Below are 20293 nucleotides of genomic sequence, written 5' to 3'. Positions count from 1 at the left end.
GGACATTCGACGCCAGCTTGAGATTAAACCTTCCAACCCGCATGCGGTTATCAACACGGCTCATATATGCGTGAGTAATGAGACCGCGCCGGGTCAGCGCTGGGCTGTCGTCACCGCCCCTGACATTCGGCCCAGCAGTCCGCCGTCTCATAGACGCGGACCGCCGAGAGCTGCGGCAGGCTCGGCTTCAACCGGTCCCAGATCCAGACCGCGATGTTCTCGGCGGTCGGGTTCTCGAGTCCTTCGACCTCGTTCAGGCATTGGTGGTCCAGCGCGCCCATGATGTCGGCGAAGCTTCTTTCGATATCGAAGAAGTCCGCGACGAAGCCGGTGTGCGGGTCCACCGGACCGTCCAACTGGACCTCGACCCGATAGGAATGACCATGCAGCCGGCTGCACCGGTGAGTCCCGTGCACGTTTGGCAGCCGATGCGCCGCCTCGAACTTGAACGCCTGCGATATCCTCATCCAGCTCCTCACACGACGTGGCCATCCGGTCTCGGGCCGGTCTGGCGGCCAGATGCTGTCCTGTCCTGATCCTCATCACATCGTCTTGACGCATGATCTGGATCAATGCGCGTCAACCGAAATAGTCATTGAAATATGTACTTACGGTGAAGGTTGCGTCCCATGACAACCGTTGGGCAGTTGCTGGACAAGAAAGGCCATGAGGTCTTGTCCGTTCGTCCGGACGAGACTGTGTCTGATGCCATCAAGAAGATGGCGGACAAGAACGTGGGTTCTCTGGTCGTGATGGAGGGCGACAAGCTCGTAGGCATCATGACGGAACGCCACTATGCGCGGAACGTGTTCTTGAAAGGCCGCGCATCGCCCACCACTCCCGTGCGCGATATCATGGAATCGAAAGTCGTCTTTGTGCGGCCCGATCAATCTGTCGAAGAAGCCATGGCCATCATGACCGAAAAGGCCGTGCGCCATCTTCCCGTCATTGAGCAGGGAAACGTGGTGGGAATGATCTCAATCGGAGATTTGGTGAAGGACAAGATCAGCGATCAAACATTCGTCATCGAGCAGCTTGTGCATTACATACACGGCACGAAGTGAAGCGAGTTCGAAAACCCGCTCGTTGCCGAACGTCGCGATGCTCTCCAATTCCGGAGTCCTGCGGGGCTTGATAGCATCTCCTGAAGGACGAGCTCGATCGAGCGCGGCGAAATTTCAAGTTCAGCAAACCCAGGCAGTTGCGGCGGCGAGATGGTGTCGAGCTGCATCAGTTCCACTTGATTGCGAGTGAGTTGCGGACTCGGTTTCGCCTGGCCGGAGCGTGCACGATTGCGGCTTCATTGCCCCTCGAATGGCAGTGTCCGATCTTACAAAGCACGATCCGCGCGTCATCATACTTTGGTCTTGATCGTACTTTGGTCCTGATGCGGAACCGCAGTGGCCCGGGTAATTGCATTGCGCTTGGTTCAGGCTGGTCCCGTCCGGACAAATTGCCGGCTCTATTGCATTGGAGACGCGTATGGCTGGAAATGGCATGACGTCGATGGCCGCCCCATGCGCGGCTCATAAAGGTGCGGCTCAGGATGCGGCAGATCGAATCGTCTATCTGATCGTCGACAACATTGCCGGACGGCCCGGCAGAGCCGGCCGGAAAACCGAGGTCGAGCGGACTGACATCGAAACCGTCATCTCGAACCTGATCGCCGGCCGTTTCAACGACCCCGTCCGCATCGTCGCGTTCGATCCGTTGGGTCATTGGTCGAAGGACGTGTCGAGAGAGCTTGCGGAAGAAATCCAGACGCGTTGCGACATCGACACCATGCCCGTGCCGGAGCACATCCGGGACTTCGTCAGGAGCCATTGGGCCACCCCGGCAGCGGTCGCTTTTTGATCTGGTCGTGCTGAACGGGTCAGCTTGCGGTTGTCGTCACCGCCCTTGATATTCGGCCCAACAGTCCGCCGTTTCGTAAACTCGAACTGCGGAAAGCTGGTGGAGACGCGGGCCCAACCGGTCCCATATCCAGATTGAGATATTCTCAGCGGTTGGGTTCTCGAGTCCTTCGACGTCGTTCAGGCATCTGTGGTCCAGGGCCTCCAGGACGCCGGCAAAGCATTCTTCAATATCGAAGAAGTCCGCGACGAAACCCGTGTGCGGGTCCACGGGCCCCTCCAATTGAACCTCGACCCGATAGGAATGGCCGTGCAGCCGGCTGCACCGGTGCGTTTCCGGCACGTTCGGCAAGCGATGTGCCGCCTCGAATTTGAATGCCTGCGATATCTTCATCTGATTTCCAAGGGGCGCGCCCCATCCGCGATCTCGGACGAGCGACCGGACGCTGCATTGCTTTTGCCGGCATCGGAAGAAGCTGGCGCGCCCGGAACGATTCGAACGTCCGACCCTCAGATTCGTAGTCTGATGCTCTATCCAGCTGAGCTACGGGCGCGTTTTCGCAAACAGCGCGGGCGTGACCCGCGACGCAGCCCCCCGGCGGAGCCGGAGGGGGTGCGAAAGAGCGCTCTGACTAACCGCTCTTGTCGGCGTTGGCAAGGTCCGGGATGGGAAGATTTTCGCGCATTTCCGCATCTCAGGTCGTCTTTCCGGGGCGCGACGAAGTCGCGAGCTATGGTGCGCAATTGCGCACCTGAGAATCCATAACCACCAGCCGGGGTTATGGATTCCGGGCCTGGCCCGGAGCCTGTCATCGGGCCGGCCGATGGCCGGACCCGGTGGGGCCATCCCGGAATGACGGAAATCATGGAGATTGCCTCGGTCGTTAGTCGCCCACTGGCCGACTACGCCCGCTGCCGCTCGTTGCGGATGGAAAGCAGTTCCACGGGACGGTCGGGGATGACGATGCGGAAGGTGGCGCCGATGGTGCCTTCGACCAGGTGGATGTCGCCGCCATGGGCGCGGACCAGCTCGGCGGCGATGGCGAGGCCAAGGCCGCTGCCGCCGGGGCGGCCGGAGGTCTGGAAGGCCTCGAACAGGTGCTCCCGGGTCTTCTGGGGGACGCCGGGGCCGGTGTCGGAGACCTCGATAATGGCGACGGCACCTTCCCGCTTTCCGGTGATCCGGATCTGCTGCACGCGGCCCTCGCCCGACGCATGGCTTTCGAGCGCCTGGGCGGCGTTGCGGACGAGGTTCAGCAATACGCGGAACAGCTGGTCTGGATCGGCATCGACCGCGAGCCCGCGCTCGACCGCAGCGACCCAGGCGATCGAGGCGTCGTTGGTGAGCCCCGCGGTCTCGCGCACCTCCAGCACGACCGGCTCGATCAGGATCATGCGGCGATCGGGCGCGGCCTCCTGGGCGCGGCCATAGGACAATGTCGACTGACAGAAGGCGATGGCGCGTTCGAGCGAGCGCACGAGCTTGGGCGCAAAGCGCTGCACCCGCGGATCCGGCACGCTGGCGAGCTGGTCCGACAGAAGCTGGGCCGAGGCGAGCAGATTGCGCAGATCGTGGTTGATCTTGGAGACGGCAAGGCCAAGGGCGGCGAGCCGGCTCTTCTGATGCAGCATCGACATCAGATCTCGCTGCATGTCCGACAATTCGCGTTCGGCCACCCCGATCTCATCGCTGCGCTGGCTCGGCACGATGATCCCGGCCGAACTCTCGGGGTTCTCGTGGAAGCCGACCAGGCTCGCGGTCAGCCGCCGCATCGGCCGCACGAAGAGATAATGGAGCGCGAGATAGACGAGGCCCGCGGTCAGCACCGCGATGATCAGCGCGACCACCACGAGGTTGCGGGAGAAGCGGTACATCTGCTTCCGCAGCGGCAGCTCGTCGGTGACGATCTCGATGAACTGGGCATTGCCGACCCCGGGGCCGACGATGCGGATCGCCTGGTTGCCGGTCTCCAGCATCATCCGGAACGAGCCGGTGATCGCCTCCCAGGCGGTCATGTCGCGCAGGTCGATGTCATGCTCGATGGCGGCCGGAATGTTGTCGCTGGCGAGCAGCCGGCGCTGCTGGCCCATCTTGATGGCGACGGCGCGGGCATTGATGCTTTTCAAGATCTGGCGCGACAGCGAATCGGGCACCATGCCGAGCGGCGCCGCATCCAGCACCAGCGCCGCGGTGTTGGCCGCCGCAACGCGGTCGTTCAACCGGTTGACCCAGAAATTGGCGATGGCGGGCACGTAGAGCAGCACGGCGGCGATCATCACCAGGGGAATGGTGAGCAGCAGCAGCTTGCCAGACAGCCCGAGCCCGCGCGACCCGCGGGGCCGCATCGCCGGCTGGTCCGGCTGATCCAGATCCTGGATCGGCTGGCGATCTGTGGATGCCACGAAATTCGCCCCTGTTGGCCTTGGCTGATGGAAGATGCGACCCGCCCGGAGTCCGGTCAAATTACGGATCGCTAATCTACCAAGGTGGGATGTAAGCGCGGATATCGGGAGTCGCCACCTCAAGGGCTAAAAACCGCGCACAAACAGCGATATTGACGGAAATCGCGCGCTTGTGCGGCGTTGACGAAAAGAAGGCGCTCCCTTATAAGCCGCGCGAATTGTCCGCGATGACCCGGTGCGACACCGGGAGCGGCTCTCTTAGGGCCGGAAAGGGCCCGTTTTGGGCCGCATCTTCCGGACTTTACCATCAATTCTACAGGCAAATTGCCCGGTCAGCGGAGAAAAACCCGTGAAGCGGACTTATCAACCCAGCAAACTGGTGCGCAAGCGCCGTCACGGCTTCCGCGCCCGTCTCGCCACTGCCGGCGGCCGCAAGGTCCTCGCCGCCCGCCGTGCCCGCGGCCGCAAGCGTCTGAGCGCCTGAGCCGGACCCCCTTTTGGGATTTCATCATGGATCGGCTGAGGCAGCGGGCGGATTTCCTCGCCGTTGCCAATGGCGCGCGGGTGAATAGTCCCGCGTTCGTCCTGCAGAGCCGCCGCCGCGATGATCTTGGCCCTGTCAGGATCGGCTTCACCGTCACCAAAAAGAACGGCAACGCCCCCGAGCGCAATCGCATCCGGCGCCGGCTTCGCGAATTGGTGAAGCGGCTCGATCCGGTGTCGATGCAGCCCCATCATGATTATGTCCTGGTCGGACGAAGGGACGCGCTCTCGCGCGACTTCGCCACCATGCTCGACGATCTGCGCATAGCGTTCACGAAGCCCGCGCGGCATACGGCCAAAGCGCGCGGCCAGAGGCCGGGTCACGCCGCCGCGACCAGCCGCAAACCGGATTGATGACGAGACATTCGAGATGACCGACAACCGCAATACCATCCTCGCCGTCATTCTGTCCGGCCTGGTGCTGATCGCCTGGCAGTATTTCTACAACGTGCCGCAGATGGAGAAGCAGCGCGCCCAGCAGCAGGCGCAGACCGAGCTCCAGAAGACCACGCCACAGCCGACCGCCTCCGCGACGCCCGGTGCCGCGCCGCAGGCGGGCGGCGCGACCCAGCCGGCAACGCCGGGTGCGAGTCAGCAGGCCCAGCCGGCCGTCACCCGCGACGCCGCGATCGCAGCCAGCCCGCGCGTGAAGATCGACACGCCGCGAATCGCCGGCAGCATCTCGCTGAAGGGCGGCCGCATCGACGACATCGCGCTGGTGCAATTCCGCGAAACGGTCGATCCGAAGTCGCCGCCGATCGTTCTCTATTCGCCCTCGGGCACGGCCGAGCCCTATTACGCCGAATTCGGCTGGGTGGCGGCGACGGGCGTGACGGCGAAGATGCCTGATGCCCAGACCGTCTGGCAGCAGGACGGCAGCGGCAGCCTGACGCCATCAACGCCGGTGGCGCTGAAATGGGACAATGGCGAGGGCCTCACCTTCCGCCGCACCATTGCGGTCGATGACCATTATCTCTTCACCATCAAGGACGAGGTGAGCAATGTCGGCAATGCGCCTGTCACGCTCTATCCGTTCGCATTGATCTCGCGCCACGGCGCGCCGCAGGTCTCGGGCTACTACATCCTGCATGAAGGCCTGATCGGCTATCTCGGCGACCAGAAGCTGCAGGAATATTCCTACAAGCAGATCGACGAAGCCAAGCAGGTGAACTTCAAGGCCACGAACGGCTGGCTCGGCATCACCGACAAATACTGGGCCTCCGCGCTGCTGCCGGACACCGATGCGCAGCTGCAGGCGCGCTACTCGTCCAATCCGGTCGGCAAGGTCCACACTTACCAGACCGACTATCTGCTCGATCCCGTCACCGTCGCGATCGGCGGCACCGCGACGGCGAACGCGCGGCTGTTCGCCGGCGCCAAGGAAGCCGGCGTGGTCGGCATCAACTTCCCGCTCGCCGGCCTCGGCGGCTACAACAAGGAGCTCGGCCTCAACCATTTCGACCTGTTGATCGACTGGGGCTGGTTCTACTTCATCACCAAGCCGATGTTCCTCGGCCTCGACTTCTTCTACCGCTTCTTCGGCAATTTCGGCATCTCGATCCTGCTGGTGACGGTGATCGTGAAGCTGTTGTTCTTCCCGCTGGCGAACAAGTCCTACGCCTCGATGGCGAAGATGAAGTCGATCCAGCCGCAGCTTCAGGCGTTGAAGGAGCGCTACCCCGACGACAAGGTGAAGCAGCAGCAGGAGATGATGGAGATCTACCGCAAGGAGAAGATCAATCCGGTCGCCGGCTGTCTTCCCGTGCTGATCCAGATCCCGGTGTTCTTCTCGCTCTACAAGGTGCTGTTCGTCACCATCGAAATGCGGCACGCGCCGTTCTATGGCTGGATCAAGGACCTCTCGGCGCCGGATCCGACCAATCTGTTCAACCTGTTCGGGTTGATTCCGTTCGATCCGACCACGATTCCCGTCTTCGGCCTATATCTCGCGCTCGGCATCTGGCCGATCATCATGGGCATCACGATGTGGTTCCAGATGAAGCTGAATCCGACGCCGCCGGATCCGACGCAGCAGATCATCTTCAACTGGATGCCGCTGATCTTCACCTTCATGCTGGCAGGCTTCCCGGCAGGTCTCGTGATCTACTGGGCCTGGAACAACCTGCTCTCGGTGATCCAGCAGAGCTACATCATGCGCCGCAACGGCGTGAAGGTGGAGTTATTCGACAATCTCAAGGCGACGTTCGCGAGGAAGGCGACGTAGCTCTTCGAGACTGTCAGGCAAACTGCCTCCACAGCGTCATGCCCGGGCTTGTCCCGGGCATCCACGTTTAGGAGGGTGCCCCGCAGACAGACGTGGATGGCCGGGACAAGCCCGGCCATGACGAGAGGATAGACCGGTCGGATGAACGACAAGACCGACGACAAAGTTGCGAAGCTGATCGAGGCCGGGCGAAAGCTGTTCGCCCGCGACTGGCAGTTCATCTGGGCCTCGCCCTCGATCGAAACGCTGCCGCCGATGGCGGGGCTGGAGATCGCCTTTGCCGGCCGCTCCAATGTCGGCAAGTCCAGCCTGATCAACGCGCTCACGGGGCGCAACGCGCTGGCGCGCACCTCGCATACGCCGGGCCGCACCCAGGAGCTGATCTTCTTCGAGGTCCCCGGCAAGAGCGACCTGCGCCTCGTCGACATGCCCGGCTACGGCTACGCCAAGGCGCCCAAGAGCCAGGTCGCGTCCTGGACCGAGCTGATCCACAAATTCCTGCTGGGCCGCGCTTCGCTGGCGCGCGTCTACGTGCTGATCGACGCGCGGCACGGCCTCAAGGACGTCGATCTCGAAGTGCTCAAGACGCTCGACCGCTCCGCCGTCAGCTACCAGATCGTGCTGACCAAGGCCGACCAGGTGAAGGCCGCCGAGCTGCAAGCGCGCATCGCCGAGACCGAGGCCGCGCTGGCCAAGCACCCGGCCGCGTTCCCGACCGTGCTCGCGACCTCGTCGCGCAGCTCGACCGGCATGGAGAGCTTGCGCGCCGCGATGGCGAAGCTCCTGGAAGAGCGGGCTTCATGATGCTGGCAAACCGCCTGCTGATCGGGCTTGCCGGCTTGATGGGCGCCGCCGGCGTCGCGCTGGCCGCTGCCTCCGCCCATGGTGCGGACGCCAGCCGGCTGGCCTCGGCGAGCGCCATGCTGCTGTTTCATGCAACGGCCATACTTGCGACCGTCGCCTTGCTTGCGCGCGGCCTTCTGCACGGCGGAATTGGACTCGTGACGGCATTCGGCTTCGTGATCGGTGCCGCGCTGTTCGCGGGCGACCTGACCTTGCGGCAGTTTGCCGGCCATTCGCTGTTTCCCTATGCGGCGCCGACCGGCGGGACGGTGATGATCGCGAGCTGGCTGGCGGTGAGTGTGGCGGCGGCGGCGAAGCGCTGAACCCGTAGCCCGGATGGAGCGAAGCGCAATCCGGGACGGTGCCTGCGGTAAGAACCCGGATTACGCTTCGCTCCATCCGGGCTACACGGCAGCGGACTACGCGACGGCATATCAGCCACACTTTGCGCCCTGCCCGCCAATCGGATAGAACGCGGCCCAACCGTCCCGCCAGCGAGATCCGCGACATGACCGACATCTCCCCGCTCGACCAGGCCCGCATCCTGTCCGAAGCGCTGCCGCACATGCAGCAGTATGACGAGGAAACCATCGTCATCAAATATGGCGGCCATGCCATGGGCGACGAGGAGACCGCCAAGAACTTTGCGCGAGATATCGTGCTGCTCGAGCAGACCGCGATCAATCCGGTGGTGGTGCATGGCGGCGGGCCGCAGATCGCGACCATGCTCAAGCGTCTCGGCATCGTCTCGGAATTCGCCGCGGGCTTGCGCATCACCGATGCCGCGACCATCGAGATCGTCGAAATGGTGCTGGCCGGCTCGGTCAACAAGCAGATCGTCGGCTACATCAACGAAGCCGGCGGCAAGGCCGTGGGTCTCTCCGGCAAGGACGGCAACATGGTGAAGGCGTCGAAGACGACGCGCACCATCATCGATCCGGACTCGCACATCGAGAAGGCGGTCGATCTCGGCTTCGTCGGCGACCCGGAGAAGGTCGACCTGACGCTGCTCAACCAGCTGATCGGCTACGAGCTGATCCCGGTGCTGGCGCCGCTCGCGACCTCCCAAGACGGCCAGACGCTGAACATCAACGCCGATACCTTTGCCGGCGCAGTCGCGGGCGCGCTGAAGGCCAAGCGCCTGTTGCTGCTCACCGACGTGCCTGGTGTGCTCGACAAGTCCAAGAAGCTCATTCCGGAACTATCGATCAAGGACGCGCGCAAGCTGATCGCCGACGGCACCATCTCCGGCGGCATGATCCCGAAGGTCGAGACCTGCATCTACGCGCTTGAGCAGGGCGTCGAGGGCGTCGTCATCATCGACGGCAAGATGCAGCACGCGGTGCTGCTCGAGCTCTTCACCAACCAGGGCACGGGCACGCTGATCCACAAGTGAGGGACGAGCGGACGAGAGACACCGTCATGGCCGGGCTTGTCCCGGCCATCCACGATCTTTCGTCCCGCGCCAAGAACGTGGATGCCCGGGACAAGCCCGGGCATGACGAGCGGAGGCCGAGGCCACACCGCCGCTCGCCCCTCACCCGCTTCCTGATGACGCTGCCGGCCGCGGTCGTCTCGTTCCTCTTCTCCTCCGCGCCGGCCTTTGCCGACCTCAAGATCTGCAACCGCATGTCCTATGTCGTCGAGGCCGCGATCGGCATCGACGACAAGGCGGCCACCGCGACGCGCGGCTGGTTCAGGATCGATCCCGCCGCCTGCCGCGTGGTGGTGCAGGGCACGCTGACCGCCGACCGCATCCTGCTCAACGCCCGCGCGCTCGGCGTCTACGGCGCGTCCCCGATCCCGCAAAGCGGCAGCGACATGCTCTGCGTCGCACAGGACAATTTCGTCATCGCCGCGGCGCGGCAGTGCCGCAGCGGCCAGACGCAAGTCCCGTTCACGCAAGTGACCCCGACGCAAGGCGCGGACGGCAACCTCGTTGCCTATCTCGCCGAGGATTCCGAATATGACGACGAGCAGGCGCGCCTCGCCGGCATCCAGCGGCTGCTGGTGATCGCAGGCTACGACGCAGCGCCGATCGATGGCGTCGACGGGCCGAAGACGCAAGCGGCCCTCGCCGCCTTCCTGAAGAGCCGCGGATTGTCTCAGGACATCGTGGCCTCGCAAAACTTCTTCAAGACCATGGTCGATGCCGTGCAGACGCCCTCCGCGAGCGGGCTGACCTGGTGCAACGACACGCCGCACAAGGTGATGGCGGCGATCGCGACCGACGACGGCAAGGCGGTGACGAGCCGCGGCTGGTACCGCATCGATCCCAAGACCTGCCTGCATCCCGATGTGACCGGCCAGCCGAAGCAGATCTTCAGCTTCGCCGAAGCGGTCGACGCCGACAACCGCGTCGTCAAGCTGAAGGACCGGCCGCTGAACTGGGGCGGCGACAGGCAGCTCTGCACGCGCGAGACCAAGTTCGAGACCAGCGAGCAGACCGATTGCGGCGCGCGTGGATTTGCGCCAACGGGCTTTGGCGCCGTGGACATCTCGAGCGGCGGCAAGACGCTGCGCTTCGCCGTGCCGTGAGCGAGAGACTTGTGATGAGCCCACCCCGCAGCTTCAGCCATGTCGACACCTGGGTGTTCGATCTCGACAACACGCTCTATCCGCATCACGTCAATCTGTGGCAGCAGGTCGATGCGCGGATCGGGGAGTTCGTTTGCAACTGGCTGAACGTCGGCCCGGAGCAAGCGCGGGCTATCCAGAAGGACTATTACCGACGCTTCGGCACCACGATGCGGGGCATGATGACCCTGCATGGCGTCCGCGCCGACGACTATCTCGCCTATGTGCATGAGATCGACCACTCGCCGCTGGAACCAAACCCGGCGCTCGGTGCAGCCATCGCAAGACTGCCGGGGCGAAAACTGATCCTGACCAACGGCTCGGTCGACCATGTCGACGCCGTGCTGGCGCGGCTCGGCTTCGCCTCGCATTTCGACGGCGTGTTCGACATCATCGCCGCCGAGTTCGAGCCGAAGCCGGCGGAGCAGACCTACCGGAAATTCCTCAGCCAGCATGCGGTCGATCCGACCCGCGCCGCCATGTTCGAGGACCTCGCCCGCAATCTCACCGTCCCGCACCAGCTCGGCATGACCACGGTGCTGGTGGTGCCGGATGGGACGAAGGAGGTGGTGCGGGAAGACTGGGAACTGGAGGGCCGGGATGCCGCCCATGTCGATCATGTCACGGATGATCTGGCGGGGTTTTTGGGCAAGTTATCGCCGCGATAACAACTGTCGTCCCGGGCAAGCGTAAGCGCAGACCCGGGACCCATAACCACAGGATCCGGTTGTCGCGCGAGCTTGGCAACTCCGAGTCTTCGCCAAACTCCTTCCTGTGGTTATGGATCCCGGATCGGCGCGCGCTTGGGGCGCGCTTGTCCGGGACGACAGCGGAGTATGGGCAACGGAGGAGTATGTCTTGACTCCGTCCCCCCAAATCTCGAAAAAGCGCACCAATCCATCAAAATTCCCGCTCCCCAGAGGAAATCCCGATGTCGCTTGCAGCCCTCGAATCCACCATCAACAGCGCCTTCGAGGCGCGTGACGGCATCTCGACAACGACCAAGGGCGAGGTGCGCGAGGCCGTGGACCAGTCGCTGGAGATCCTGGACAAGGGCGAGGCGCGCGTTGCCGAGCGCGGCGCTGACGGCAAGTGGAAGGTCAATCAATGGCTGAAGAAGGCCGTGCTGCTGTCCTTCCGCCTCAACGACATGGGCGTCATTCCCGGCGGTCCCGGCAAGGCGACCTGGTGGGACAAGGTGCCCTCGAAGTTCGAAGGCTGGGGCGAGAACCGTTTTCGCGATGCCGGGTTTCGTGCGGTGCCGGGCGCCGTCGTTCGCCGCTCGGCCTTCATCGCCAAGAACGTGGTCTTGATGCCGTCCTTCGTCAATCTCGGCGCCTATGTCGATGAGAGCACGATGGTCGACACCTGGGCCACCGTCGGCTCCTGCGCGCAGATCGGCAAGCGCGTGCACATCTCCGGCGGTGCCGGCATCGGCGGCGTGCTCGAGCCGCTGCAGGCCGAGCCCGTCATCATCGAGGACGATTGCTTCATCGGCGCACGCTCCGAGGTCGCCGAAGGCGTGATCGTGCGCAAGGGCGCGGTGCTGGCGATGGGCGTGTTTTTGGGCGCCTCGACCAAGATCGTCGACCGCGAGACTGGCGAGGTTTTCATGGGTGAAGTGCCTGAATATTCCGTCGTGGTCCCCGGCGCGCTGCCCGGCAAGCCGATGAAGAACGGCCAGATCGGCCCGAGTACCGCCTGCGCCGTGATCGTCAAGCGCGTCGACGAGCGCACGCGGTCCAAGACCAGCATCAACGAGCTGCTGCGGGATTGATCCGACGCGCATGACCGATGCTCTCTCGATTGCCCGCGACCTGATCCGCTGCCCCTCGGTGACCCCGGCCGACGCCGGCGCGCTCGGGGTGCTTGAAAAAGCCCTGAACGCAGCCGGCTTCACCTGCCACCGCGTGACCTTCAGCGAGGAAGGCACCGCCGACGTCGACAATCTCTATGCGCGGATCGGCAATGAAAGCCCGCACATCACCTTTGCCGGCCACACCGACGTGGTGCCGCCGGGCGACGAGAGCGCCTGGAGCGTCGGCGCGTTCTCGGGCGAGGTGAAGGACGGCGTGCTGCACGGCCGCGGCGCGGTCGACATGAAGGGCGGCATCGCCTGCTCGGTCGCTGCGGTGCTGGAGCATCTCGCTGCAAATGGCGGCAAATCGCGCGGCGACGGCAAGGGCTCGATCTCGTTCCTGATCACGGGCGATGAGGAAGACGTCTCCATCAACGGCACCATCAAGCTGTTGAAATGGGCCGCGGAGCGCGGCGAGAAATTCGACCATTGCGTGCTGGGCGAGCCCTCCAATGTCGAGACGCTCGGCGACACCATCAAGGTCGGCCGCCGCGGCTCGCAGTCCGGCACGCTCGTCGTCGACGGCGTGCAGGGGCATGTCGCCTATCCGCATCGGGCGGCCAACCCGGTGCCGGATATTTCGCGGCTGATCGTTGCGATCAGCGACGAGCCGCTCGATCATGGCAGCGCGCAATTCCAGGCCTCCAATCTCGAATTCGTCTCGGTCGATGTCGGCAACAAGGCCTTCAACGTCATTCCCGGCGAGGCCCGCGCGAAATTCAACATCCGCTACAACGACAACCACACCCAGGCGAGCCTGCGCGAGCTGGTCGAAGCGCGCCTCGCCAAAGCCTGCGGCAACCGCATCAAGGCCCGCATCGTCTGGGAGCCCTCCAACTCCAACGTGTTCGTGACCAAGCCCGGCCCGTTCACCGATCTTGCGGTGTCCGCGATCGAGGAGGTGACGGGACGCAAGCCGGAGCTGTCGACCTCAGGCGGCACGTCGGATGCGCGCTTCATCTCGAGCTATTGCCCCGTGATCGAGTTCGGCCTGGTCGGCCAGACCATGCATCAGGTCGACGAGCGCGTGCCGGTGGCGGATCTGGAGAAGCTGACGCGGGTGTATCGCGGGATTTTGGCTCGGTATTTTGCTTAGCCTCGATATCACCAAACATTCCGCCGTCATGCCCGGGCTTGTCCCGCCTGCGCGGCCGAAGCCGCTTCGGCGAGGCGAAGGCCCGGGCATCCACGCTCTTCGGCGCCCCTGACAAGAAAGAACGTGGATGGCGGGAAAAGCCCGGCCATGACGCGGTTGGCGCCATCAGGCTCTAATAATCCACCTTCATCAGATACAGCCCCTCTGGCGGGGCGACGATGCCGCAGGCGGCGCGGTTGCGGGCTGCGAGTGCGGCGGAGAGATCGTCGGCGGTCCAGCGCCCCTCGCCGACCCAGACCAGCGAGCCCACCATCGAGCGCACCTGGCTGTGCAGGAACGAGCGCGCCGAGGTGACGATCGTGATCTCGCGGCCGTCGCGGATCACATCGAGCTGGTCGAGCGTCTTCTCCGGCGATTTGGCCTGGCACTCGGTGTCGCGGAACGTGGTGAAGTCGTGCTTGCCGAGCAGGCGCTGCGCCGCGGCATGCATCGCGTCAGTGTCGAGCTTGCGCGGCACGCGCCAGGCGTGGCCGACATCGAGCGCGAGATTGGCGCGGGTGTTGACGATGCGATAGCGGTAGTGGCGCTTGACCGCCGAGAACCGCGCTTCGAAGGTGTCGGGCACGATCTCGGCCTCGAGCACCGCGATCGGATGCGGACGCAGATGCGCGTTGAGCCCGTCGCGAAAACGGCCCGGCGGGAACTGCTTCTCGACATCGACATGCGCGACCTGGCCGCGCGCATGCACGCCGGCATCGGTGCGGCCGGCACCGTGGACGCGCAAATCCGCCCCGGTCATCGCCTTCACCGCAGCCTGCAGCGCGCCTTGCACCGACGGCAGCGTCTCCTGCACCTGCCAGCCGAAGAACGGCGCGCCGTCATATTCGATGGTGAGCTTGTAGCGGGGCATCAGGCCAGCCGCATCGGCGGCTTCAACGGCACGCCGCGCAAAAAGTCCGCGGCCTGCATCCGGCCCTTGCCCTCGCGCTGCAGCTCGATGATGCGGATGGCACCGTCGCCGCAGGCGATCGTGAGCTTGTCATCGAGCACCGCGCCCGGCTCGCCCGAGCCTTTCGCCAGCTCGCAGCGCAGGATCTTGACGCGCGCATTCTCGAGCTCGGCCCAGGCGCCGGGGAACGGCGACAGGCCATGGATGTGGCGCAGCACCGCGCGCGCGGGCTTTGTCCAGTCGATCCGCGCCTCGGCCTTCTCGATCTTGGCGGCATAGGTGACGCCGTCCTCGCTCTGCTTTTTCAGCTGGAGCCCGCCGCGTTCGAGCGCGGCCATCGCGCGCACCATCAGATCGGCACCCAATCGGGACAGGCGATCGTGCAGGTCGAGCGCGGTCATGCTGTCTGATATCGCGATGCGCTCGGCCATGGCGACGTCGCCGGTGTCGAGGCCGACATCCATCTTCATCACCATGACGCCGCTCTCGGCATCGCCTGCCATGATTGCGCGATTGATGGGGGCGGCGCCGCGCCAGCGCGGCAGCAGCGAAGCATGCAGATTGTAGCAGCCGAGTTTTGGCGCATCGAGGATCGCCTGCGGCAGGATCATGCCGTAGGCGACGACGACGGCCGCATCGGCATCGAACGCACGAAACTCGTCGAGCGCTTCCGGCGTCTTCAGCGTCTTCGGCGTCAGCACGGGAATGCCGAGTTTTCGCGCGGCTTCCTCGACCGGGGTCGGCTGCAATTGCAGGCCGCGCCGCCCGCCCGGCTTCGGCGCGCGGGTGTAGACCGCCGCGATGTCGTGGCCATGCGCGACCAGCTCGAGCAGCGTCGGCACGGAGAAGTCGGGCGTGCCCATGAAGATGAGGCGAAGGGGCATGTGGCGAGACAATCCTTGAAACGAGCAAGGTACTCGTCATGGCCGGGCTTGTCCCGGCCATCCACGTTCTTCCTGCTCGCGGCGGCAAAGAACGTGGATGCCCGGGCCTTCGCCTCGCCGAAGCGGCTTCGGCCGCGCAGGCGGGACAAGCCCGGGCATGACGGCGGAAGAATTGTCACTCCGCCGCGCGCTTGGCGGCTTTCTCGAACTTCTTCATGACGCGGTCGCGCTTGAGCTTCGACAGATGGTCGACGAACAGCACGCCGTTGAGATGGTCGATCTCGTGCTGGATGCAGGTGGCGTAGAGGCCTTCGGCGTCCTCCTCGTGCACCTTGCCGTCGAGATCGGTGAAGCGCACGCGCACCTTCGCAGGGCGCTCGACCTCCTCGTAATATTCGGGGATCGAGAGGCAGCCTTCCTCGTAAGTGGAGAGTTCCGCGGAGGAGGCGAGGATCTCGGGATTGATGAAGACGCGCGGCTCACGCTTGGTCTCGCCGCTCTCGTCGCGCTTGGCAAGGTCCATGGTAATGAGACGCAAGGGCTGCGCGACCTGGATCGCTGCGAGGCCAATGCCGGGCGCGTCGTACATGGTCTCGAACATGTCGTCGGCAAGCTTGCGGATCTCCGGCGTGACCTTCTCGATCGGCTTGGAGACCAGGCGCAGCTGCTTGTCGGGCAGGATGATGATTTCTCGTAGGGCCATGGCCGCGATTTAAGCCGCGCGCCGGATGCGGTCAATGCGGCCAGGAACCCCGTTAACCCTCCGCTAACCATAAAGCTTCAGATTTCGTTAACCGTAAATATCAGGGGGCGGTTAACCGTCGACGTTCTCTCTTCGTTCGCGCCAGGCTGCGAATCGGCTAGAAGGGCGGGCATGAACGAGATCATTGTCATGCTCGGCGACTGGCCGGTGCGCACCATCGATGCGCTGATCGGCTTCGGCGCCCTCGTCCTCATCCTGCTGGTTGTGATTGCGGTCGTGATCGCGCGCTCGGGGCGGCGCGGCGCGGAACTCGCCATGGCGCACGCGATCCGGGCCGACGAGCTCGAGGAGCGCCTCGCCCAAGTGCTTCGCGCCCAGAGCGAGGCCTCGGGCCGGGTTGACGCCATGACCCAGGCGCTCGCCGGCCGCCAGGCCGAGATGGCGCGCGCGGTGAACGAGCGGCTGGATTCGGTGACGCATCGCGTCGGCCAGTCCATGGAACATTCGACCCGCAACACCATGGAGAGCCTGCGCGCCCTGCACGAGCGGCTCGGCATCATCGACAGCGCGCACAAGAACCTCACCGACCTCACCACCCAGGTGACCACCTTGCGCGACGTGCTCGCCAACAAGCAGTCGCGCGGCGCCTTCGGTCAGGCGCGGATGGAGGCGATCGTCCAGGATGGGCTGCCGAAGGGGTCCTACGAGTTCCAGTTCACGCTCTCGACCGGCAAGCGCCCGGACTGCGTCGTGTTCCTGCCCGACCAGCGCCCGCTCTGCATCGACGCCAAATTTCCGCTGGAGGCGATGACCGCGCTGCACGACGCCCGCAGCGACGAGGAGCGGCGCGTGGCCACGCAGCGGCTGCGCGGCGACGTGATGAAGCATGTCAGCGACATCGCCGAAAAATACCTCGTCGCCGGCGAGACCCAGGAGATGGCATTGATGTTCGTGCCGTCGGAATCGGTCTACGCCGAGATCCATGACGGCTTCGACGACGTGATCCAGAAGGCCTATCGCGCTCGCGTCGTGCTGGTGTCGCCGTCACTCTTGATGCTGGCGATCCAGGTGATGCAGCAGATCATGAAGGACGCGCGCATGCGCGATGCCGCCGACCAGATCCGCACCGAAGTGATCAGGCTCGGCGACGATCTCGGCCGCCTGCGCGACCGCGTGCTGAAACTGCAGAAGCATTTTGCCGACGTGAACGAGGACGTCCGCCAGGTGCTGATCTCCGCCGACAAGATCGAAAAGCGCGCGGGACGGATAGAGGAGCTGGACTTCAGCAAGAGCGATGCGCCGGAAGGCCCGCGGCTGGTGGCAACGGGCGCGGGCGAGTTGTTCCCAAGGAAGCTTCAGGCGGGGGAGTAGGGGCACACTGTCATGCCCCGCGCAGGCGGGGCATCCAGTACGCCGCAGCGATCGTGATTGAACCGAGCCGCTGGTGATTACTGGATCGTCCGCCTTCGCGGACGATGACGGCGGAGTGGGAGGCGGCAGATGGGCACACGCCATTACTACGTCTACATTCTGGCCAGCAAAATTGGAGGCACGCTCTACATTGGCGTGACCAATGACCTCATTCGCCGCGTGGCGGAGCATAAGTCGAAGGTCATCGAGAGCTTCACAGAGAAATATGACGTCGCAAGATTGGTCTATTTCGAGCAGTTCGATGATCCCGAGAATGCGATCAAGCGGGAGAAGCGGCTCAAAAAGTGGAACAGGGCCTGGAAGGTTCGGTTGATCGAGCAGCATAACCCGAACTGGGATGATCTCTATCACGAGATAGCCGGACCACCATGACGCTGTCATGCCCCATGACTGTCATGCCCCGCGAAGGCGGGGCATCCAGTATTCCGCAGCCCATGTGATTGAGCCGATTCGCCGCGGAGTACTGGATCGTCCGCCTTCGCGGACGATGACATCGAGAGGGTGGAGAGAGCATGCGCCCCACTGAGCTCACACAAGAGTCTTTTCCCCCAGAATCTGCTAACACCTCCCCATGACCGCACCCGACGCGACCTCCCCCGCCGCGACTTCCGCTCCCGCGACCTCCTGGCGCGACAGCCTTGCCGTTTACCTGCAGCCGCGGGTGCTGATCGTGCTGTTCCTCGGCTTCTCCTCGGGGCTACCACTGGCGCTGTCGGGCTCGACGCTGCTGGTGTGGATGGCCGAGGCCGGGGTCGATCTCGGAACGATCGGGCTGTTTGCGCTGGTTGGAACGCCATACACGCTCAAATTCCTGTGGGCGCCGCTGGTCGATGCGCTGCATGTGCCGTTCTTCACACAGTCCTTCGGACGTCGCCGCGGGTGGCTGGTGTTTTCGCAGCTGCTGCTGATCGGCGCGATTCTGCTGTTGGCGCTGACCGATCCGGCACGTTCGCCGCTGCTTGTCGCGCTCGGTGCGCTGCTGGTCGCGACGATGTCCTCGACGCAGGACATCGTCGTCGACGCCTTCCGCGTCGAGAGCCTGCCCGAAAGCGAGCAGGCCGCCGGCATGGCCGCTTACGTCGCGGCCTATCGCATCGGCATGTTGGTATCGACCGCAGGCGCCCTGTTCATCGTCACCGGCTTCGAGGCGATCGTCCCTCGTGGCGCCGCCTGGATGTGGGGCTATGTGGTGATGGCGGCTCTGGTGCTGATTGGGACGATCACGGCGCTGGTCGCGACCGAGCCTGAACAATCGGCGCAGGCTGAAGATGCGCTGGTCGACTATCATCCGAATCCCCGGCGGGAATGGGCCAAGGCGCTGCTTCGCGGCATTCACCGGATCGTCCCTCACAACGTCATGGAAACGCGAATTGCGCGAGCCGCGACCAGTGCATTCGTCGATTTTCTGGATCGGAAAGATGCGTTGGCCGCGCTTGCCTTCGTCGTGCTGTTCAAATTCACCGACGCGCTCTCCGGCAACATGACCGTGCCGCTCGTCATCGACATCGGCTTCACGCGGAACGACTACGCCGTGATCGTCAAGGGCATCGGCATCATCGCGACCTTGGCCGGCGGCTTTGTGGGCGGCTTTGTGGCTCGGCGCTATTCGCTCGCAACGAGCCTGTGGATCGGCGGCATCGTCCAGGCGATGTCCAACCTGTCGTTCTCGTGGCTTGCGCTGGTCGGCGTCAACGAATGGGCACTGACCCTCGCGATCACCTCCGACAATTTCTGCAACGCCATCGGCACCGTGATCTTCGTCGCCTATCTCTCCGCGCTGTGCCAGAACCCGTTGCACACCGCGACCCAATATGCGCTGCTGACGGCGCTCGCCGCCGTGGGACGCACCTATTTGTCGTCGGGTGCGGGCTATCTGGCGAAAGCGACGGGCTGGCCGATGTTCTTCGCGATCTCCGTCCTCGTCGCCATCCCGAGCCTGATGCTGCTGGCGTACTTGCAGAGGCGCGACCATTTCGAAACGCTGGAGCCGGCGCGGGTGTAAGCCTAGCGCTGCATCCCTTTCCGAACACGTCCGTTGAGCACCTCGAAATCGGCTACCAGCGCATCGCAAGCGGCCTTGGACGCTTCGCACAGGACGTTCATTCGGATGACGAGCTCGCTTCCTTCCTGCACGACGCGGCGCTGAATGGCTGCCGGATAGGCCGGATGTCCCATCGGCGGAAACGACCACAGGCTCAGAGTGGCCGCATCCTCGATCAAGGTCCATCCTGATTGAATCGACGTCTTCACCCCCGGCTTGGCGCGCAGCGAGGCAAGCGCAGCCGCGGCAGTCGGATAAGACGCGGCGTCCGGGGCGGCCGAGACCGGCGGTGTCGCGCCGGCAAGGACCAGCAGGACGGCAAGGGCTATTCCACGCACAGCCTAGCGACCTCTCACAGCACAATCGCTTGCACTATGCTCGACGCACAACCGAGATCAAGGCGCTGTGCTCGTCACCCGGCCCGGCGATATCGCCCCTACTGCTTCTTGATCAGGCTCCACTTCGTGATCACGGCCTCGCTCATCTGGCCGGCATCGCTGGCGCAGGCGATCTCGTCGACCTTGACCGAGATCTCCTTGCCGACGAACGACTTCAACTGCGTGGCCTGCGCGTCGCTGGAGGTGACGAGCTGAAAGGTTTCGGGGCCGGTCTCGAGATTGCAGAGCCCGCTCGGCGGCGGCAGCCGGCGCGGCTCGGAGGTGATCTGGTAGGTCGCGACGCGCTTGCCGTTCTTGACGTCGCGGACCTTCATCGCGTTGAGCTCACCGGAGAGCACGTCGCCGGTGTTGATGGGCTTGCCGGGCTTGGACGGCGGCGGCGCCTCGTCGCCCTGCTGCGCGGAGATGGCCGGGCTCACCAGCAGCGTCATCATCGCGACCAAAGCCAAGCGTGTGGCGAAAAGTTTCGTCATGTCGTCCGTTCCGTAAG

23 protein-coding genes and 1 tRNA gene are annotated in these 20293 nt (G+C 64.3%); 15 read left to right on the top strand and 9 right to left on the bottom strand.

What is annotated here, in order from left to right:
* Window positions 1-110: 110 nt before the first annotated feature.
* Window positions 111-467 carry a 6-carboxytetrahydropterin synthase QueD gene (gene queD / locus JQ566_RS28785; protein WP_212378687.1) on the bottom strand — a complete coding sequence of 119 codons (357 nt, stop codon included), beginning with the start codon at window positions 465-467 and terminating at the stop codon, window positions 111-113.
* A 162-nt stretch (window positions 468-629) separates the two neighbouring features.
* Here queD (JQ566_RS28785) and JQ566_RS28780 point away from each other — a divergent pair, with 162 nt between their 5' ends.
* Together JQ566_RS28780 and JQ566_RS28775 are read left to right on the top strand one after the other, a co-directional pair.
* Window positions 630-1064, top strand: a complete 435-nt coding sequence (locus JQ566_RS28780; RefSeq protein ID WP_249139861.1) for a CBS domain-containing protein — start codon at window positions 630-632, stop codon at window positions 1062-1064.
* A 433-nt stretch (window positions 1065-1497) separates the two neighbouring features.
* On the top strand, window positions 1498-1854 hold the full coding sequence (locus JQ566_RS28775) for a hypothetical protein (protein ID WP_212378685.1): 357 nt from the start codon (window positions 1498-1500) through the stop codon (window positions 1852-1854).
* A 36-nt stretch (window positions 1855-1890) separates the two neighbouring features.
* Here JQ566_RS28775 and queD (JQ566_RS28770) read toward each other — a convergent pair whose 3' ends face one another.
* The 3 genes from queD (JQ566_RS28770) to JQ566_RS28760 form a co-directional block, all read right to left on the bottom strand.
* Window positions 1891-2247: a 6-carboxytetrahydropterin synthase QueD gene (queD, locus tag JQ566_RS28770; RefSeq protein ID WP_212378683.1), complete on the bottom strand. Its 357-nt coding sequence runs from the start codon at window positions 2245-2247 to the stop codon at window positions 1891-1893.
* Window positions 2248-2330: 83 nt separating this feature from the next.
* Window positions 2331-2407, bottom strand: a tRNA-Arg gene (locus JQ566_RS28765).
* 349 nt (window positions 2408-2756) lie between these two features.
* Window positions 2757-4256, bottom strand: coding sequence for an ATP-binding protein (locus tag JQ566_RS28760; protein ID WP_212378681.1), 1500 nt, complete (start codon window positions 4254-4256; stop codon window positions 2757-2759).
* A gap of 349 nt (window positions 4257-4605) precedes the next feature.
* Between JQ566_RS28760 and rpmH the strand changes: the two genes are divergently transcribed.
* The 10 genes from rpmH to dapE all read left to right on the top strand — a co-directional run bounded on the left by rpmH (window position 4606) and on the right by dapE (window position 13397).
* The gene (rpmH, locus tag JQ566_RS28755; protein ID WP_008542748.1) at window positions 4606-4740 is read left to right on the top strand and encodes a 50S ribosomal protein L34; all 135 of its coding nucleotides are present in this window, start codon (window positions 4606-4608) and stop codon (window positions 4738-4740) included.
* 26 nt (window positions 4741-4766) lie between these two features.
* Window positions 4767-5153: a ribonuclease P protein component gene (gene rnpA / locus JQ566_RS28750; protein ID WP_212378679.1), complete on the top strand. Its 387-nt coding sequence runs from the start codon at window positions 4767-4769 to the stop codon at window positions 5151-5153.
* A gap of 16 nt (window positions 5154-5169) precedes the next feature.
* Complete coding sequence (gene yidC / locus JQ566_RS28745; protein ID WP_212378677.1) at window positions 5170-7023, top strand: membrane protein insertase YidC; 1854 nt, start codon at window positions 5170-5172, stop codon at window positions 7021-7023.
* Window positions 7024-7164: 141 nt separating this feature from the next.
* Window positions 7165-7827: a ribosome biogenesis GTP-binding protein YihA/YsxC gene (gene yihA, locus JQ566_RS28740; protein ID WP_212378675.1), complete on the top strand. Its 663-nt coding sequence runs from the start codon at window positions 7165-7167 to the stop codon at window positions 7825-7827.
* On the top strand, window positions 7827-8189 hold the full coding sequence (locus JQ566_RS28735) for a DUF423 domain-containing protein (RefSeq protein ID WP_212378832.1): 363 nt from the start codon (window positions 7827-7829) through the stop codon (window positions 8187-8189). The genes yihA and JQ566_RS28735 overlap by 1 nt, the downstream gene beginning before the upstream one ends.
* A gap of 185 nt (window positions 8190-8374) precedes the next feature.
* Complete coding sequence (gene argB, locus JQ566_RS28730) at window positions 8375-9262, top strand: acetylglutamate kinase (protein WP_212378673.1); 888 nt, start codon at window positions 8375-8377, stop codon at window positions 9260-9262.
* Window positions 9263-9417: 155 nt separating this feature from the next.
* Entirely contained in the window at window positions 9418-10404 is a 987-nt protein-coding gene (locus tag JQ566_RS28725; RefSeq protein WP_212378830.1) for a DUF1036 domain-containing protein, read from the top strand.
* Window positions 10405-10418: 14 nt separating this feature from the next.
* A complete protein-coding gene (locus JQ566_RS28720; RefSeq protein ID WP_212378672.1) occupies window positions 10419-11111 on the top strand; it encodes a pyrimidine 5'-nucleotidase in 693 nt (230 codons plus the stop codon).
* Window positions 11112-11374: 263 nt separating this feature from the next.
* Window positions 11375-12220 (top strand): 2,3,4,5-tetrahydropyridine-2,6-dicarboxylate N-succinyltransferase, encoded by an 846-nt coding sequence (dapD, locus tag JQ566_RS28715; protein ID WP_212378670.1) that lies wholly within the window; start codon window positions 11375-11377, stop codon window positions 12218-12220.
* Between the two features lie 10 nt (window positions 12221-12230).
* Complete coding sequence (dapE, locus tag JQ566_RS28710) at window positions 12231-13397, top strand: succinyl-diaminopimelate desuccinylase (protein WP_212378668.1); 1167 nt, start codon at window positions 12231-12233, stop codon at window positions 13395-13397.
* Between the two features lie 172 nt (window positions 13398-13569).
* Here dapE and truA read toward each other — a convergent pair whose 3' ends face one another.
* The 3 genes from truA to def form a co-directional block, all read right to left on the bottom strand.
* A complete protein-coding gene (truA, locus tag JQ566_RS28705) occupies window positions 13570-14307 on the bottom strand; it encodes a tRNA pseudouridine(38-40) synthase TruA (RefSeq protein ID WP_212378666.1) in 738 nt (245 codons plus the stop codon).
* Window positions 14307-15230, bottom strand: coding sequence for a methionyl-tRNA formyltransferase (gene fmt, locus JQ566_RS28700; RefSeq protein WP_212378664.1), 924 nt, complete (start codon window positions 15228-15230; stop codon window positions 14307-14309). The genes truA and fmt overlap by 1 nt, the downstream gene beginning before the upstream one ends.
* A 175-nt stretch (window positions 15231-15405) precedes the next feature.
* Window positions 15406-15933, bottom strand: coding sequence for a peptide deformylase (gene def / locus JQ566_RS28695; RefSeq protein WP_212378662.1), 528 nt, complete (start codon window positions 15931-15933; stop codon window positions 15406-15408).
* A 171-nt stretch (window positions 15934-16104) separates the two neighbouring features.
* Here def and JQ566_RS28690 point away from each other — a divergent pair, with 171 nt between their 5' ends.
* From JQ566_RS28690 to JQ566_RS28680, 3 genes are all read left to right on the top strand, one after another.
* Window positions 16105-17304, top strand: a complete 1200-nt coding sequence (locus JQ566_RS28690) for a DNA recombination protein RmuC (protein ID WP_212378660.1) — start codon at window positions 16105-16107, stop codon at window positions 17302-17304.
* 129 nt (window positions 17305-17433) lie between these two features.
* On the top strand, window positions 17434-17736 hold the full coding sequence (locus JQ566_RS28685; protein ID WP_212378658.1) for a GIY-YIG nuclease family protein: 303 nt from the start codon (window positions 17434-17436) through the stop codon (window positions 17734-17736).
* A 199-nt stretch (window positions 17737-17935) separates the two neighbouring features.
* Window positions 17936-19366 (top strand): AmpG family muropeptide MFS transporter, encoded by a 1431-nt coding sequence (locus tag JQ566_RS28680; RefSeq protein ID WP_212378656.1) that lies wholly within the window; start codon window positions 17936-17938, stop codon window positions 19364-19366.
* A 2-nt stretch (window positions 19367-19368) separates the two neighbouring features.
* On the opposite strand, the gene JQ566_RS28675 is transcribed toward JQ566_RS28680, so the two are convergent.
* Both JQ566_RS28675 and JQ566_RS28670 read right to left on the bottom strand, forming a co-directional pair.
* Window positions 19369-19743 (bottom strand): hypothetical protein, encoded by a 375-nt coding sequence (locus JQ566_RS28675; protein WP_212378654.1) that lies wholly within the window; start codon window positions 19741-19743, stop codon window positions 19369-19371.
* Window positions 19744-19841: 98 nt separating this feature from the next.
* Window positions 19842-20276: a hypothetical protein gene (locus JQ566_RS28670; protein ID WP_212378652.1), complete on the bottom strand. Its 435-nt coding sequence runs from the start codon at window positions 20274-20276 to the stop codon at window positions 19842-19844.
* Between the last annotated feature and the right edge of the window lie 17 nt (window positions 20277-20293).

The sequence above is a fragment of the Bradyrhizobium sp. SZCCT0231 genome (assembly GCF_018130245.1).
Classification (GTDB): Bacteria; Pseudomonadota; Alphaproteobacteria; order Rhizobiales; family Xanthobacteraceae; genus Bradyrhizobium; species Bradyrhizobium japonicum_F.
Note: the sequence above shows the minus strand (reverse complement) of the source record. Positions and strands in the feature narration are given on the sequence as shown.

What these genes read in the sequence shown, in the direction of transcription:
- queD (WP_212378687.1), bottom strand. Translation starts at nt 467, where the DNA reads ATGAGGATATCGCAGGCGTTCAAGTTCGAGGCGGCGCATCGGCTGCCA.
- JQ566_RS28780 (WP_249139861.1), top strand. Translation starts at nt 630, where the DNA reads ATGACAACCGTTGGGCAGTTGCTGGACAAGAAAGGCCATGAGGTCTTG.
- JQ566_RS28775 (WP_212378685.1), top strand. Translation starts at nt 1,498, where the DNA reads ATGACGTCGATGGCCGCCCCATGCGCGGCTCATAAAGGTGCGGCTCAG.
- queD (WP_212378683.1), bottom strand. Translation starts at nt 2,247, where the DNA reads ATGAAGATATCGCAGGCATTCAAATTCGAGGCGGCACATCGCTTGCCG.
- rnpA (WP_212378679.1), top strand. Translation starts at nt 4,767, where the DNA reads ATGGATCGGCTGAGGCAGCGGGCGGATTTCCTCGCCGTTGCCAATGGC.
- yidC (WP_212378677.1), top strand. Translation starts at nt 5,170, where the DNA reads ATGACCGACAACCGCAATACCATCCTCGCCGTCATTCTGTCCGGCCTG.
- yihA (WP_212378675.1), top strand. Translation starts at nt 7,165, where the DNA reads ATGAACGACAAGACCGACGACAAAGTTGCGAAGCTGATCGAGGCCGGG.
- JQ566_RS28735 (WP_212378832.1), top strand. Translation starts at nt 7,827, where the DNA reads ATGCTGGCAAACCGCCTGCTGATCGGGCTTGCCGGCTTGATGGGCGCC.
- argB (WP_212378673.1), top strand. Translation starts at nt 8,375, where the DNA reads ATGACCGACATCTCCCCGCTCGACCAGGCCCGCATCCTGTCCGAAGCG.
- JQ566_RS28725 (WP_212378830.1), top strand. Translation starts at nt 9,418, where the DNA reads ATGACGCTGCCGGCCGCGGTCGTCTCGTTCCTCTTCTCCTCCGCGCCG.
- JQ566_RS28720 (WP_212378672.1), top strand. Translation starts at nt 10,419, where the DNA reads ATGAGCCCACCCCGCAGCTTCAGCCATGTCGACACCTGGGTGTTCGAT.
- dapD (WP_212378670.1), top strand. Translation starts at nt 11,375, where the DNA reads ATGTCGCTTGCAGCCCTCGAATCCACCATCAACAGCGCCTTCGAGGCG.
- dapE (WP_212378668.1), top strand. Translation starts at nt 12,231, where the DNA reads ATGACCGATGCTCTCTCGATTGCCCGCGACCTGATCCGCTGCCCCTCG.
- truA (WP_212378666.1), bottom strand. Translation starts at nt 14,307, where the DNA reads ATGCCCCGCTACAAGCTCACCATCGAATATGACGGCGCGCCGTTCTTC.
- fmt (WP_212378664.1), bottom strand. Translation starts at nt 15,230, where the DNA reads ATGCCCCTTCGCCTCATCTTCATGGGCACGCCCGACTTCTCCGTGCCG.
- def (WP_212378662.1), bottom strand. Translation starts at nt 15,933, where the DNA reads ATGGCCCTACGAGAAATCATCATCCTGCCCGACAAGCAGCTGCGCCTG.
- JQ566_RS28690 (WP_212378660.1), top strand. Translation starts at nt 16,105, where the DNA reads ATGAACGAGATCATTGTCATGCTCGGCGACTGGCCGGTGCGCACCATC.
- JQ566_RS28685 (WP_212378658.1), top strand. Translation starts at nt 17,434, where the DNA reads ATGGGCACACGCCATTACTACGTCTACATTCTGGCCAGCAAAATTGGA.
- JQ566_RS28680 (WP_212378656.1), top strand. Translation starts at nt 17,936, where the DNA reads ATGACCGCACCCGACGCGACCTCCCCCGCCGCGACTTCCGCTCCCGCG.
- JQ566_RS28670 (WP_212378652.1), bottom strand. Translation starts at nt 20,276, where the DNA reads ATGACGAAACTTTTCGCCACACGCTTGGCTTTGGTCGCGATGATGACG.